Below are 13,589 nucleotides of genomic sequence, written 5' to 3'. Positions count from 1 at the left end.
GATTTTATAGGAAATAACGTTCGGAAATTACAAGACAAAAACCCGCTTCAAAAAGAGAAACAGGTTTTATTTATGAACATTTTGGAGCCAATTGTTCACTTCTCTAGCTACAATTTCAGGCGCCTCTGTATACAGTTCGTGCCCCAAACCTTCTAGCAAGACTTGCTTGATCTGGGGATCTAGTTGCTTCAGAGCATCTTTTCTCCATTCAGGTTCTTCTTGGTATCGAGGCCCGATAAAGAGGACAGGCAGGTCCGCCAGTGGAATCTGGTAAGTCCTCATCTGACGCCGTAGACGCAATAAGGCCAAGACCTTTTCTAGATCCAGATTTAATTCATATTGTTCACTCAATGGATTCCAACGATAGCTAGCCTCTACTGCTTTTCGCGCTATAGACGTAGGATCTGCTTCCTCACCAAGTTCGGATAACACGGCTTCTTCTAAAGTCGCAAAGACTTGCTGCTGCATGAAAGACGCCGTTCCTTCTAGTTCTTCTTCAAGAGGCAGGATCTTTTCCATATCCAGATAGCCACCATCCAAGAGAATCAGAGCTCGAATCTGAGGAAATTCACTTGACAGATAACGAGCCAAATCTCCACCCAAGGAATGCCCCAATAAACAGATTTCTTCCGCCTGGCCGATCTGACCTTGAAACCAAGAACGAAGATCGTTTTCTGTCTGAATCATTTCCCTATAAGGATCTAGAAAGGTCACAGGAAAGCCTAGTTTTTCAATAAGTGGAGCCAGATGGCTGCCATTGCCACCTAAGCCGCCGATAAAATAAAACTGCATGTGTTTTGTCCCTTTTCTATAAGATTAAAAGCTTATGAAAGCTATACATATTTAGTCATCCTTTACCTACTATCATACCGAAATACAGTTTGAAGTTCAAGTTAGTCACTAGCTAGGGAAATTGGATAAGCAAAAAGAGACCACAGGGTCTCTATCTGAATGAATAAGAAAAAAATCCACTCACTCGGGGTGAAATGGATTGTTTCTTTATTAACGGTTCAACAAGAAATTGAACAATTTTTCGACAATTTTTACGACCAACCAGCATAAGAATCCGATATAGCTAAAATAGAAAATAAGTGACAAAATCGTAATAATCATGGTTTCCTCCTTCGTCGATTGCAAGTACTTGTCTTATTATACCTTTTTATGCAATCGAACTCAATAGAATTTTGAAAATTGTCTGATTATTCTTTTTCTTCTTTAGCTTCTTTGGTGTCTTGATCGGCTTCTTCACTGCCTTTATTGACAGCTGACTTAAATTCAGCAAACATTTTGCCGATGGACTGGCCCAACTCAGGCAGGCGTTTTGGTCCAAAAATCAAGAGGGCGCCCAGGATGATGATGATCAAACCTGGTGCTCCAATATCACGTAAAATTCCCATTAGTTTCTCCTTTTTCTTGAATAGATGACTTTACTGAAGGCGACACTGACTTCAAATAAGAGGATCAAAGGGAGTGTCATGGCCAAGTCACTGATAAAGTCTGCAGGGGTTAGCACGACGGCTAAGACCAGCAGAACAAAGTAAGCATAACGTCGGTAGGTTATTAAAAACTGTGGTGTCAAAAGTTCAATCGAGGTCAGAAAAGCGACCAAAACTGGTAACTCGAACAAGACCCCTAAAGGCAAGGTAGTGTGCCATAAGAAGGTTAGATAATTTTGTGCTGTTAATTGGGTATCAAACAGCCCTTCTCCCAATCGCATCAGGACCTCTAAAATAGCTGGACTGACAAAGAAATAACCAAATGCAAGCCCCAGTACAAAGCAAATAAAGCTAGCTGGGATGTAGGCAAAGACTGCACGCGCCTCCTTCTCCCTCAAAGCCGGCCTTACAAATTGCCAAATCTGGTAGACAATAAAGGGCAAGGTCAGGCTAAAGGATGTGAGATTGGCCAGCGATACATAGATCCAGAGAATATCATTCGGTCCCAGTACCAGCAGTTTTTGATGCAGGCTAGCCGTCAAGGCTTGATAGATTTCTCCTCCAAATACAAATGCTAGGATGAAGACGATAATATAGCACAAGACCACTGCGATCAATCGTTTTCGAAATTCGACCAAATGTTCAACAATAGTCATTTCATCTGCTCTACTCTTTGCCATGTTGTCTCACCGTAACGAGTGCGATCAAGGCCACAAAGATACCTTGAGGAAGAAGAACTTCCCAGCTTGGATAGATCCCCGCCCAATCGATGGTTGGAAGTCCATTGACCAAATGGCTAGGTAGGATATTGGTCAACTGCAGGGCGTGAATGCTGACACCGAGCATCTTGAAGGCCAAAGCGTAAATCAACCACGTCAGAATGAAACAGATTCGATGAGGTTGGATAGCTTGACTGGCCTTGGTCATGGCCACTGCAATGATGATGAGAACGGCTATGGCAAACCCTATTCCCAGTAAGAAATTCGCGGTTGTAATCCGCGGAATGATCCCGACATAGAAGAGAATAGTCTCAGCCCCTTCACGAAAGACTGCTAAGAAACTGAGGGCAAACATCGAGACAAAGCTTCCTGTAGCCGTCACGGTCTTCATTTGACGGTCCATAAAGGCATTCCACTGTTTGACAGAGGACTTGCTGTGGAGCCAAATTCCGATGAGGATCATCATGACCACAGCGAAAATCCCAACGCCACCTTCAATGATTTCTCGGTTAGACCCCGAAGTAACGGCTGGAAAAGCTACTTGCAAAACAAGAGCGATTGCTGCACTGGCAAGAACACCAGCGATAGCTCCACCGTAAACCCATTTGAGACCTTTCCTCATCTTAGCGGCCTTAAGGGTCGTCACAAGCGCCATGACAATCAGAAGGGCTTCTACTCCTTCACGCAGAAGAATCAACATGGCATCAAAAGCGTTGTAAGAAGCTGTCGTATCGATCGCAGACAAGTCTCGGATCAAGGCTTGTAATTTCTCTTGATAGGCCTTTTCTTTCCCCTTGACCATTATAACCGGGGATTCACTCTCTACGCGCGTGTAGAGACTTGGATTGGTCGTGCTAACATCTCCCTCGATGGTTGGCCAGATCGTGATGAACTGCTTCATAGTCGCTGCAGCAGACTTATCGTCGCCGGATTGGAATTGGCTTTGCGCCTTCTCCAAAAGCTTGATCCCATCGTTCAGCGTCAAATCCGTACTGGCACTGCTAATGGCTTCTCCTCTTACAAAAGCATCAATCCCATTTTTGAGGTCATCATAAGAGGACTGGATGTTGGTGAAATCGGTAGGCTCTGTTTCAATACTACTGCGTAAGAGCGAAATGGCCGTCTCGATTTTGCCATAGTAGGCTGTGCTGTGATCTCTTACCACCGCTTCGTTTCGCGTCCATGTGTTATTGAGATCTGCATAGGTTTGACGGGTTTTATCCAGATCCTTAGCCGTAATGGCCTCTTGTAGGTTCTTAAAGTAAGGAGCGAGGCGACTCACAAGTTTGTCTTTTTCCGCCTCTAAATCGACCGGATTTTGCTCTTTTTCAAAAGCGAGCAAGGCTGATGAGATCTTGGTGAGATCGTCTTTAGTTACCTCCCCTTTTATAGCTAAGGCTTGGCTAACTTTTTTCCCTGCCTTGGAATCATGGTGGTCTTTGGATTCAAAAGCAGCCTGAATCTCAGCGATTAATGCCTTGGCCTTATCCTGGTCCTTATTTTGTACAGCTGTTGTTGCATCTGTAATCTTGATAAAGAGATCGCTATAAGACTCCGCAGATACTGGATGAGTCCAGAACAAGGCAAGAAGGCCTAAAAGGATCAAGAGTTTATTCAAAGAGTGCTTGACCAAGATACCCTCCTTTCTCAACGCCTGCAAAGCAAGCAAAGAGTCCACTTCCGATATGGGTGATGTACTCGTTCATTTTGTCTACTGCGCCCAAATTGGTTTGGATTTTGACAAAGCTGTTCGGATCTTTTTGAAAGGCGATAAAGATCAAGCCGGCATCAAATTGCCCAGTCTGTTCGTTGATACCATCTGAATAAGAATAAGACCGCCGTAAAATCGGTCGATCGACTTCTTTGGCCAAACGGACATGTGAATCTACAGGTAGTTTAGATAAATCTACTTCATCAAATTCGTTAGTTTTACCAAATGGAACACCGGACTCCTTGTAGCGACCAAAGGTATTTTCCTGCTCCTGCAAATTTGTTCGGTCCCAAGTTTCCAAGTGCATTTGCACTAGGCGAAGGGCCATATAGGAACCACCCTTCATCCAATCCTTGCTGTCTGTCCAGACGACCTTATCAAAATCCTTCTCCGTCGTGACATTTGCTGTTCCATCCTTGAAACCAAAGAGGTTACGCGGCGTTTCTTTTCTGTCACCAATCGCCGCAAAACCGGACTTGCTCCACTTCATGGTGATGGTATTGCGACCTTTGCGGATGAGATTTCGGACCGCATGAAAGGCTACTTGCTCATCGTCGGCACAGGCCTGAATGACGATATCACCACCAGTGTATTTGTCCTGCAACTGCTCCTTTGGAAATGGAGGCAAATCACGAAAGAGCTTGGGACGTTTGGACTCCAAACCTAATTTCTTGAGAAAGCTGGCAGAGACACCAAACGTCAGGCTCAAGCGATAGGGATTGAGTCCTACTGTTTCACCTGTATCTGTTGGAGGCAAGAGGGCATTGGCGCCATCTTTTTTGACCAATTCTCCTTCGACTAATTTACTACTATAGTCGGTCCAGTCTTTAAAAAGCTGGATGATTTCTTTTTTGTCCGTCGTGTGAAGGTCTAATACCACCAAGTAGCAAGCCTTCTGCATAGGAGTCGTAATCCCTGCTTGGTGCTTGCCATAAAAGGAGATGTCTTCATCCCCATCATAAGCTTTTTTGCTGGAACTGTCTTGATTAGCGAAAAAAGCAGATGCACCAGAGAGGCCCAGCGCTAGACCAGCCCCTCCAATACCTGCTTTTTTAAGAAATTCACGACGGTCCATTTTTTTATCTAAAAATTTTTCGTCAGCCATTTTTCTTATTTCCCATCTAAAATCACACCCATTTGAGACAAAGGTTCACCAAGTTTGGTCACAGCTTCTGCCAATTCCTTGGTATCTTCCTTGGATAAGTCTGTGTAAGACTTATAGTTTGAATCATCTGTCATGTGTTTGTCCAATAGAGCATTGACATTTTTGAATTCTGCTTCCAAGGTTTTAACCAATTTAGAATCTTTTTTCTCAATCAAAGGTTTAAAGAGAGAGAAGATCTTTTCAGCCCCTTCAATATTGGCGCGGAAGTCGTAAAGATCTGTATGAGAGAAGACTTCTTCTTCACCTGTAATCTTTTGCGTTGCCACTTCATTGAGCAAATCAACAGCTCCGGTCAACATGATATCCGGTGTTACTTCTACTGTAGCAATTTTAGCTTTCAACTCCTTAATATCGTTCACCAGTTGGTCAGCGTATTTGTCTGTTCCATCTGTAGTATTGTTTTCCCAAAGGATACGCTCAATCCGGTGGAAACCTGACCAGCCATCTTCTGATTTATTTTCATCCACATAATCCACCAAACGGTAGTCGATCTTGACATCTGATTCCCCGAAGGTTTCAGCAATCGGTTCGGAACGTTCATAGGTCATACGGATCAAGGGGTATTGCTTTTTAGCTTCTTCTAAATTACCGTCTTTTAGGGTAGCTCGGAATCCTTCTGTATCCTTGAGCAATTGGTCAATTTGCATTTCAACAAAGTCTTTGTATTCAGCTGTCGCATTGTCCAAGGTCTTCTGGTCATCCTTCGACAACTGCACCGTTGAGCTGGTTTGCGTCTTTTGATTCGACTGTTTGCTAGTAGAATTTGCACACCCTGCTAAAAGAGCAACACTCAATAAGAGTAGACTATATTTTTTCATGAAAGACTTCTCCTCATTTGTTCTTGCCCTTATTCTACCAGATATTTTCTCATTTTTCAATAATTGTCTGAAAATTTAATAATAGAAAAGCTTTTCTGAGAATCTGTCTTTTACAAAAGAATATCCTTGACCCGTCCGATTTCAGATTCTTTAACCACCACAAAGATGCTATCTCCAAGATACAAGCGGGTTGCACCATTGACCGTATAACTCTTCCCGCTTCGCATTTGCGTGGTGATCAAGATATCTTGAGGGAGGTGCAGTTCATGAACTTGTTTTCCTGCAATCTTTTCTGATACAGGGATCTCAATTAAAGTCAACTCTCCTTCTTCTTGCGCCTTATCCGGCAACAATTGCTCGAGCATGGCTTCATAGACTGGCGCTCCATGGAAGAGATCCATGATCATATAAGCCAGCAAGGTCACCATGCCTAGGGGCATTAAACTACGAATATCACCGACCATCTCTGTTACTAAGATCATCGCTGTTAAAGGTGCTTTTGAAATAGCCCCAAAATACCCACTCATTCCTAAAATAATGAAAAGAGGCAGCTGGTTTTGAGAGATAAAGCCAATGTTTTGAAGGAAGGTTCCAACGATGGCACCTAAAAGTGATCCTAATGCTAGTATAGGCAAGAAAATCCCACCAGGTAATCCACTACCATAGCTTAACATACTCCAGATGAAGCGGATCGCAAAATAGAGAAGAATGGTCAGCACTGGATACGGTACTCGAGCTAAATCCAAAACCAATTGGTTCCCACCACCAAGAATTTGTGGAAGGAAATAGCCGATTGGAAGAATCAAGACAAAGGCAAATAAAGAAGAATAATGAGAAGGAACATGGAAAATCTTCTCTAGCAAACGATACAATCGACCGATATTAAGGACCACTATTTCGTAGACATAACCTGCTGCCCCTAAAAAGACTCCAAGAAAAAGATAAATCCAGTACTGTGACAGATGGAGTGGCGGAATATTTTGCGGCATATGAAGTACGGGTGTTTGACCAAAGACATTAAGTGAAATAAAATTAGCCGTCAAACTAGCAGCCAAGGTCGAAATCCAAAAGAAGCGTGAAAAATGATGGTAGACCTCTTCAACCACAAATAAGAGCCCCGCTATAGGTGCATTAAAGGCAGCCGCAAGACCAGCAGCAGCTCCACTTGCAATCAAAGATCGCTCCTCAACCGGACTGACCTTCAAATGATGGGCCACTCCTTTTCCACCCATTGCCCCTAATTGAATACTAGGACCTTCACGACCAAGCATCAAGCCACTTCCGATGGCCAAGACACCTAAAATATACTTCTTCCACAGGGTATCCCACCAGCTCACCGCCAAGAGACCCTTAAGCTCCGCTTCGACTTGCGGAATTCCTGATCCCTTGATATCCCGATTGGTGCGAATAAGGCGACCAGCAATCAGTACGATCACCCCATAACCCAATAGCATAGCAAGTAAATAAAGTGGTTGACCAGGCATCTCCTTGTAAACGCCTTGAACAAAATGAAAAATATGTTCGATCAAAAAACGAAAACTCGAGACGATGCAGCCTACAACAATCCCAACCAGGACACCTCTGACAATATGTGCCACAATCGAACTAGAGGCAAAATGAAATTCCTTTTTTAAGGCTTCTTCTTTTTCAGACATTCCCTAACTCCTTCAAACTCTTATCCTATTCATTATACCTTATTTCACTGCCTCTGAATACATGTAAAGACAGAAAAAAACAAAACTAGCAGCGCTAGCTTTGTTTTTCATTAATTCATTATTCAGCAGTTAAAGCTGCCATTGTGATGTAGTTGTAAGGTTTGTTGAAGTGTGGCAAGAAGAACAAGTCCGTCAAAGCCAACTTATCAATCGTCACGTGTTCTTGAATCGCAAGTGAGAACATGTGGATAGCCATTGAGATAGCGCTATCACGTGATACCATTTGAGCTCCAAGGATTTGACGAGTGTCTTTATCGTAGACGATCTTGATACCAACCTCATAGTTATCGTGTTTGATAAATTCAGGTTTTTGAAGGTCGTTAAAGCCAGTTTCAGTGGCATTGAAGCCTGCAGCTTTCGCTTTTTCAAGAGTCAAACCAGTTGAAACCATGTGAAGGCCGTAGATAGAGATACCGTTAGAACCTTGAACACCGATTCCTTCTAATTCATGACCAGTCGCATTGTAGGCACCGACAATACCTGAACGAACCGCATTAGACGCAAGAGCGATGTAGCTCATTTCGTTACGAGCGTTATCGAAGATAGTCGCACAGTCACCAACTGCGTACACACCTGGAAGTGAAGTTTCTTGTTTCTTATCAACAAGGAAGGCACCGTTGCGGAAGAGTTCGATTTTGCCATCAGCAAGAGCTGTATTAGGACGGAAACCAACAGCCAAGATAACCATATCTACATCGAAGGTTTCTTTATCGGTTACAAGGCGTTCTACCTTACCATCTCCTTCAACCGCTTGAACCGTTTGTCCAAGTGCCAAACGGATGTTGTGGTCTTCCAAGTTTTTCGCCATGATGTCAGTGAAGTCTTTGTCGTAGTAACCATTCAAAACAGTGTCCACGATATCCACCAAGACAACATCTTTACCAAGACGTTCGAAAGCTTCAGCAAGTTCAACACCGATGTAACCACCACCAACTACGGCGATACGATTCAAGTGTTTGCTGTTATCTTTCAATTTTTCGATCACTTCTTCAGCGTTTTGGTACAATTTAACGAATTGAAGATTTTCAAGAGTTGCTTTGAATTCGCGGTTACCAGGAACGATTTCAACTCCTTTAATTGGAGGAATGATTGGTGTTGATCCAGTCGCAAAAATCAATTTTTCGTATGATTCTTTGTGTTCTTTCCCATCAACTTCCGCTGTTACCACTTTGTTGTCATAGTCAATTGAAAGAACAGGAGAGTTCATGTAGACTTTTGCACCTTTTGCTTCCAATTTTTCTTTGTCAGAATAGAAAAGACCTTCAGGACCATCGATTTGCTCACCGATCCAAAGTGCCATCCCACATCCAAGGAATGAAATGTTTGAGTTTTGGTCAAAAACTACAATTTCATTTTCATTTCCGAAATTATCTAACATAGTGTTGATACAAGCTGTTCCGGCATGGTTAGCCCCTACAACAACGATTTTACTCATAGAATAAATCCTACCTTTAATTTAATTTACTTCTTGAGTATATCATAAAAATGATATCGGTTACAATTATTTTGCTCAGAATTTGTGATCTTTTTTTCAATTTTCCAGAAAATCACACTTCACATGTTTCAAAAAATGTCAAACAATATGCTTGAAAGGATTGTGAAAACGATATCTTTTTGATATACTGTAGGTAAGTGAAAATAGGAAAGGATAGATTTTTAGTGGACCTAAGTAGTCGATCCGAACGGTTGATGGGAACGACCATCACTGTTTCGATCTGTCACCCACAAGCGAATGAACTCTTAGCCCGCTGCTTTGAACTTCTTCGCTCCTACGAACATCGCTTCAGTGCCAATGATGCAAGTTCTGAACTCATGGAGGTCAATCACCAAGCTGGTCTTGCTCCTGTCCAAGTTCATCCAGATCTTTTTGAACTGATTGCATTAGGTACCTTGCATAGTCAAGCTCAAGACAGCCATTTAAACATCGCCATTGGTCCTCTTGTACAGACCTGGCGAATTGGATTTTCAGATGCTAGACGTCCCCAGCAAGGAGAAATTGATCAAGCCCTGGCCAAGATCGATCCTCACCAAATCCAGCTCGACCCAGAAAATCATACAGTCTTTCTGATGCGTCCTGGAATGAAGATTGATTTGGGAGCCTTGGCTAAGGGCTATAGTGCAGACTGCATTGCTACCTTTTTAAAGAGCCAGGGAGTAACAGATGCCTTGATCGATCTTGGAGGAAATATCCTCACTGTCGGTCAACACCCCGTCAAACAACAACCTTGGCGGATTGGCATTCAAAATCCAGTCGAAAAAAGAGGTCAGCACCTGCTGGTCCTCTCCGTCAAGGATAAATCTATTGTCACCTCTGGTATCTACGAGCGTCATTTAGAAGTGGACGGCCAGTCGTTTCACCACATCTTTGATAGTGAGACGGGCTATCCGGTTGAGACAGATTTAGCCAGTATCACCATCATATCTGATCGATCCGTAGACGGGGAGATATGGACTACCCGCCTGTTCGGGGAATCTCCTGCTTCTATCCTCAACACTGTTGAATCACTTCCTGGTATAGATACCTTATTGGTTTCTCAATCAGGCAAGATCGCCTATACAAGTGGGCTTCAATCTTATTTATAATTCTCCTATCAGAAAGGAATTTTCCATGATAAAACTTATTGCGATTGTGGGGACTAACTCCAAACGTTCTACAAACCGTCAACTGCTTCAATACATGCAAAAACATTTTGCTGATAAGGCTGAGATCGAATTGGTCGAAATTAAAGATATCCCTGTCTTTAACAAACCAGCCGACAAACAAGTGCCTGAAGCTGTCTTGGATATTGTTGCAAAAATTGAGGAGGCTGATGGAGTCATTATTGGGACTCCAGAATACGACCACTCTATTCCAGCGGTCTTGATGAGTGCTCTCGCTTGGCTCTCATACGGAGTCTTCCCATTGTTGAATAAACCAGTCATGATTACTGGGGCTTCATACGGTACGTTGGGATCTTCACGCGCCCAACTCCAACTTCGCCAAATCTTAAATGCTCCAGAAATCAAAGCGAATGTCTTGCCAGATGAATTCTTGCTCTCCCATTCATTGCAAGCCTTTGATCAAAATGGAGACTTGGTGGATTTAGATGTCATTCAAAAATTAGATGCCGTCTTCAATGATTTCCGTGTGTTTGTGAAAATTACAGACAAATTGCGCAACGCCCAAGAATTACTTCGCAAAGATGCTGAAGAATTTGACTGGGAAAACTTGTAGGATAGGAGACAGAAAAGAATGAAATTTGTTGGACTTGTAGGATCGAACTACGATCAATCATATAACCGTAAACTTTTGGAATTCATTCGCCGCCAATTTAAAATCAAATTTGAATTGGAAGTTCTTGAAATCGACGAAGTTCCAATGTTTAACCAAGATGAAAAATGGGACGAAAGTTTCCAATTGCGTCTTTTATATAACAAAATCACTCGTGCAGATGGTGTTATCATTGCCACTCCAGAGCACAACCATACGATCTCTGCTGCTCTCAAGTCTGTTCTTGAATGGCTCTCTTTCGAGGTGCATCCATTTGAAAACAAACCGGTTATGATCGTCGGTGCTTCTTACTATGATCAAGGGACTTCACGTGCGCAAGTTCACCTCCGTAAGATCCTCGATGCCCCAGGTGTCAATGCTTATACCCTTCCAGGAAATGAATTCCTTCTTGGAAAAGCAAAAGAAGCTTTTGACGAAGACGGCAATATCATTAACGAGGGAACCGTCAAATTCCTTGAAACCTGCTTGGATAATTTTATGAAATACGTTGAGGTTGTATCTAAATTGAAAAAACCAAAACCAATTGAACCAGAAGACTTGGATTGTAATCATCCAATCGCTACAACTGTTACTGAAGTCGATCCTGACGATCCAGATTGGGTAGAAAAAGTAGCTGAAATCACTGGTGCCGTTTCCGGCGATACCTATGTCAAACTCGACCACGGTATTCTAACCGTTAACCAAATTGATATGTTCTTAAAGGCTATGCCATTTGAATTGACCTATGCCGATGATAACAACCAATTCCTCTACTACAACAATGCCCATCAAGATCCTGATACCATGTTTGCCAAACGCGTGCCACCTCAATCAGGAAGCCGGATGTCAACCGTTCATGGTTCCCTACCACCAGCACGTATGAAAAACGTGGAATGGGTGATTGGTACCCTTCGTAACGGTAACCAAGACTATGTTCGGACTATTGTTCCAGGATCTCCTGAAGGCGTGATCAACACTCACAACTACCAAGCTATGTACTATGAAGATGGTTCATACGCTGGTATCAATGAGATTGTCTTCAACTTCAAACCATGGTTGGACTGGTACCTACAAACAACAGGACAACGTCTAGTTGGCGGAAGCGGTCCATTTGCTCCTGCTAGTGGACACGGTAGTGCAGATGCAACTTCTGGTGCTTCTGATGCTGGAGGACATGGTGACGGAGGGCACGGAGATGCCGATGCAACTTCTGGTGCAAGCAACTAATAAAAAAATGAAGCTTCGTGCTTCATTTTTTTATTGTAACTCTTTGATAATCTTCTTAGCATCGTCGTTTGAAATAGCCCCTAATTGGACATGTCCAATTTTCCCACGACTGTCTATAAAGACTTCTGTAGGAATAGAGCGAACCTGATAATCTGCAAATGCAGAACCGTCTTGATTGTACAAGACCGGTACGGACTTGTAATCTTGTTGATCAAACCATTTGACGAATTCTTCCTCAGTTTTTTCACCTTGGAGTCCTGGTGCCATAATGGTCAGAATTTCAAAGTCTCTATCCGTATCCTTGACCAATTTCTCTAATTCAGGCATACTTTGCCGGCAAGGTCCACACCAGGTTGCCCAAAATTTCAAATAAACCTTCTTCCCTTTGTAGTCTGAAAGTTTAACCGTATTCCCCTTCATATCCTTTAGTTCAAAGTCACTAGCGTCTTTTCCTACCAAAGCATTCTTATTCGTTGTTGTATTCATTGTTGGCTGATTGCCCATACTACTCTCGCTGGATTGATCCATGGAACAAGCTGACAGCAAAGCTAGAGAAAGTACTGAGAAACAAGCGTATTTAAAACCTTTCATCATGCGTTAAACCTCCGGATTATTTTATGAAAAGATAGATGACAAACTGTTCAATTGTCCCAAAAGTAAGAGAATTCCCATCAGAATAATGATGGCTCCGCCGATTTTCTTCAGCAACAACAAATGGGGTTTGAGACGATTAAAGTAAGGTAGGACCAGACTAGATGCTAAGGCCAACAGTAAAAACGGAAGAGCCATTCCCAAGGTATAAACAAGGAGATAAATAGCTCCCATAAGAGCATCTTGCCCATCCGATGCTGCTAGAGCAAGAACTGATCCCAATACAGGGCCGATACAAGGCGTCCAACCAAAACTAAAGCCAAGACCAAGGAGAAAAGCTGAAAACAACTCATTCTTCTGTTTGTTGGCTCCAAAATCCATTGTTTTTTGCTTCTCAAGGAAATGAAAATGAAAGACTTCCATTTGATGAAGACCAAGGATAATGATGAGGGCTCCCATCAGATAACGGAACCAATTGGTGTACATGATCTTTCCTAGCAAACCCGCTCCAAAACCAATGAGGAGGAAAATAACAGAAATACCGGCAATAAAACAAAGGGTTTTCAACAAGCCATGCCAGCGAATTTTTTTCCCGAACAATCGGATAGCCTTTTCCTGATCACTTCCTAGCAAGATTCCAATATAAACCGGTAGCAAAGGAAAGACACAGGGAGAAAAGAAAGACAGAATACCCGCAAGAAAAACTGTCAATGAAAAAATGATTGGATTCATAGTTCACTCCGTATATTGATATGCTACATTCAGTATAGCATTGACTGACAAAAAAGAAAAATTTCTGCTACGTTTTTTTACTAAAGTTTGGATTTGGGTACTAGTTTCAAAAGAAAGACCCTAAAGCCAATAACTTTAGAGTCTAAGTTGTGGTGAAAAACTAAAAGAATATATAAGGCACATTCAAGTATACATTGAAACTTTCCGCCGTGAGAAAAGTGCTAG

The 13,589-nt window shown here is 42.5% G+C and carries 13 protein-coding genes; 3 read left to right on the top strand and 10 right to left on the bottom strand.

Annotation, left to right across the window (positions count from 1 at the left end; all coding sequences use genetic code 11):
* Positions 1-66: 66 nt before the first annotated feature.
* From HMPREF2918_RS03225 to nox, 8 genes are all read right to left on the bottom strand, one after another.
* Positions 67-792 (bottom strand): alpha/beta fold hydrolase, encoded by a 726-nt coding sequence (locus HMPREF2918_RS03225; protein WP_070594574.1) that lies wholly within the window; start codon positions 790-792, stop codon positions 67-69.
* Positions 793-1,199: 407 nt separating this feature from the next.
* Positions 1,200-1,397 (bottom strand): Sec-independent protein translocase subunit TatA/TatB, encoded by a 198-nt coding sequence (locus HMPREF2918_RS03220; RefSeq protein WP_070589014.1) that lies wholly within the window; start codon positions 1,395-1,397, stop codon positions 1,200-1,202.
* The gene (gene tatC / locus HMPREF2918_RS03215) at positions 1,397-2,116 is read right to left on the bottom strand and encodes a twin-arginine translocase subunit TatC (protein WP_070594573.1); all 720 of its coding nucleotides are present in this window, start codon (positions 2,114-2,116) and stop codon (positions 1,397-1,399) included. The genes HMPREF2918_RS03220 and tatC overlap by 1 nt, the downstream gene beginning before the upstream one ends.
* Positions 2,103-3,788 (bottom strand): FTR1 family iron permease, encoded by a 1,686-nt coding sequence (locus HMPREF2918_RS03210; RefSeq protein WP_070594572.1) that lies wholly within the window; start codon positions 3,786-3,788, stop codon positions 2,103-2,105. Before HMPREF2918_RS03210 ends, tatC begins: the two co-directional genes overlap by 14 nt.
* Positions 3,766-4,971, bottom strand: a complete 1,206-nt coding sequence (efeB, locus tag HMPREF2918_RS03205; protein ID WP_070594571.1) for an iron uptake transporter deferrochelatase/peroxidase subunit — start codon at positions 4,969-4,971, stop codon at positions 3,766-3,768. Before efeB ends, HMPREF2918_RS03210 begins: the two co-directional genes overlap by 23 nt.
* 5 nt (positions 4,972-4,976) lie before the next feature.
* Entirely contained in the window at positions 4,977-5,849 is an 873-nt protein-coding gene (efeO, locus tag HMPREF2918_RS03200; protein WP_070594570.1) for an iron uptake system protein EfeO, read from the bottom strand.
* Between the two features lie 110 nt (positions 5,850-5,959).
* On the bottom strand, positions 5,960-7,504 hold the full coding sequence (locus HMPREF2918_RS03195; RefSeq protein ID WP_070594569.1) for a ClC family H(+)/Cl(-) exchange transporter: 1,545 nt from the start codon (positions 7,502-7,504) through the stop codon (positions 5,960-5,962).
* Positions 7,505-7,622: 118 nt separating this feature from the next.
* Complete coding sequence (nox, locus tag HMPREF2918_RS03190; protein WP_003001563.1) at positions 7,623-8,999, bottom strand: H2O-forming NADH oxidase; 1,377 nt, start codon at positions 8,997-8,999, stop codon at positions 7,623-7,625.
* 224 nt (positions 9,000-9,223) lie between these two features.
* Between nox and HMPREF2918_RS03185 the strand changes: the two genes are divergently transcribed.
* Genes HMPREF2918_RS03185 through HMPREF2918_RS03175 form a run of 3 tightly spaced genes read left to right on the top strand, consistent with a single transcriptional unit; the run spans position 9,224 to position 12,041 of the window.
* Positions 9,224-10,147 carry an FAD:protein FMN transferase gene (locus HMPREF2918_RS03185; protein WP_284697600.1) on the top strand — a complete coding sequence of 308 codons (924 nt, stop codon included), beginning with the start codon at positions 9,224-9,226 and terminating at the stop codon, positions 10,145-10,147.
* A gap of 25 nt (positions 10,148-10,172) precedes the next feature.
* A complete protein-coding gene (locus tag HMPREF2918_RS03180) occupies positions 10,173-10,778 on the top strand; it encodes an NADPH-dependent FMN reductase (RefSeq protein ID WP_023918073.1) in 606 nt (201 codons plus the stop codon).
* 18 nt (positions 10,779-10,796) lie between these two features.
* Positions 10,797-12,041 (top strand): NAD(P)H-dependent oxidoreductase, encoded by a 1,245-nt coding sequence (locus HMPREF2918_RS03175; protein WP_049490873.1) that lies wholly within the window; start codon positions 10,797-10,799, stop codon positions 12,039-12,041.
* Between the two features lie 30 nt (positions 12,042-12,071).
* Here HMPREF2918_RS03175 and HMPREF2918_RS03170 read toward each other — a convergent pair whose 3' ends face one another.
* Together HMPREF2918_RS03170 and ccdA2 are read right to left on the bottom strand one after the other, a co-directional pair.
* Positions 12,072-12,632, bottom strand: coding sequence for a TlpA family protein disulfide reductase (locus HMPREF2918_RS03170; protein WP_031576251.1), 561 nt, complete (start codon positions 12,630-12,632; stop codon positions 12,072-12,074).
* Positions 12,633-12,656: 24 nt separating this feature from the next.
* Entirely contained in the window at positions 12,657-13,364 is a 708-nt protein-coding gene (gene ccdA2 / locus HMPREF2918_RS03165; RefSeq protein ID WP_049473243.1) for a thiol-disulfide oxidoreductase-associated membrane protein CcdA2, read from the bottom strand.
* Positions 13,365-13,589 lie beyond the last annotated feature (225 nt).

Source organism: Streptococcus sp. HMSC065C01 (assembly GCF_001813525.1).
GTDB classification, from domain to species: domain Bacteria; phylum Bacillota; class Bacilli; order Lactobacillales; family Streptococcaceae; genus Streptococcus; species Streptococcus parasanguinis_V.
Note: the sequence above shows the minus strand (reverse complement) of the source record. Positions and strands in the feature narration are given on the sequence as shown.

What these genes read in the sequence shown, in the direction of transcription:
- HMPREF2918_RS03225 (WP_070594574.1), bottom strand. Translation starts at nt 792, where the DNA reads ATGCAGTTTTATTTTATCGGCGGCTTAGGTGGCAATGGCAGCCATCTG.
- HMPREF2918_RS03220 (WP_070589014.1), bottom strand. Translation starts at nt 1,397, where the DNA reads ATGGGAATTTTACGTGATATTGGAGCACCAGGTTTGATCATCATCATC.
- tatC (WP_070594573.1), bottom strand. Translation starts at nt 2,116, where the DNA reads ATGGCAAAGAGTAGAGCAGATGAAATGACTATTGTTGAACATTTGGTC.
- efeB (WP_070594571.1), bottom strand. Translation starts at nt 4,971, where the DNA reads ATGGCTGACGAAAAATTTTTAGATAAAAAAATGGACCGTCGTGAATTT.
- efeO (WP_070594570.1), bottom strand. Translation starts at nt 5,849, where the DNA reads ATGAAAAAATATAGTCTACTCTTATTGAGTGTTGCTCTTTTAGCAGGG.
- HMPREF2918_RS03195 (WP_070594569.1), bottom strand. Translation starts at nt 7,504, where the DNA reads ATGTCTGAAAAAGAAGAAGCCTTAAAAAAGGAATTTCATTTTGCCTCT.
- nox (WP_003001563.1), bottom strand. Translation starts at nt 8,999, where the DNA reads ATGAGTAAAATCGTTGTTGTAGGGGCTAACCATGCCGGAACAGCTTGT.
- HMPREF2918_RS03180 (WP_023918073.1), top strand. Translation starts at nt 10,173, where the DNA reads ATGATAAAACTTATTGCGATTGTGGGGACTAACTCCAAACGTTCTACA.
- HMPREF2918_RS03175 (WP_049490873.1), top strand. Translation starts at nt 10,797, where the DNA reads ATGAAATTTGTTGGACTTGTAGGATCGAACTACGATCAATCATATAAC.
- HMPREF2918_RS03170 (WP_031576251.1), bottom strand. Translation starts at nt 12,632, where the DNA reads ATGAAAGGTTTTAAATACGCTTGTTTCTCAGTACTTTCTCTAGCTTTG.
- ccdA2 (WP_049473243.1), bottom strand. Translation starts at nt 13,364, where the DNA reads ATGAATCCAATCATTTTTTCATTGACAGTTTTTCTTGCGGGTATTCTG.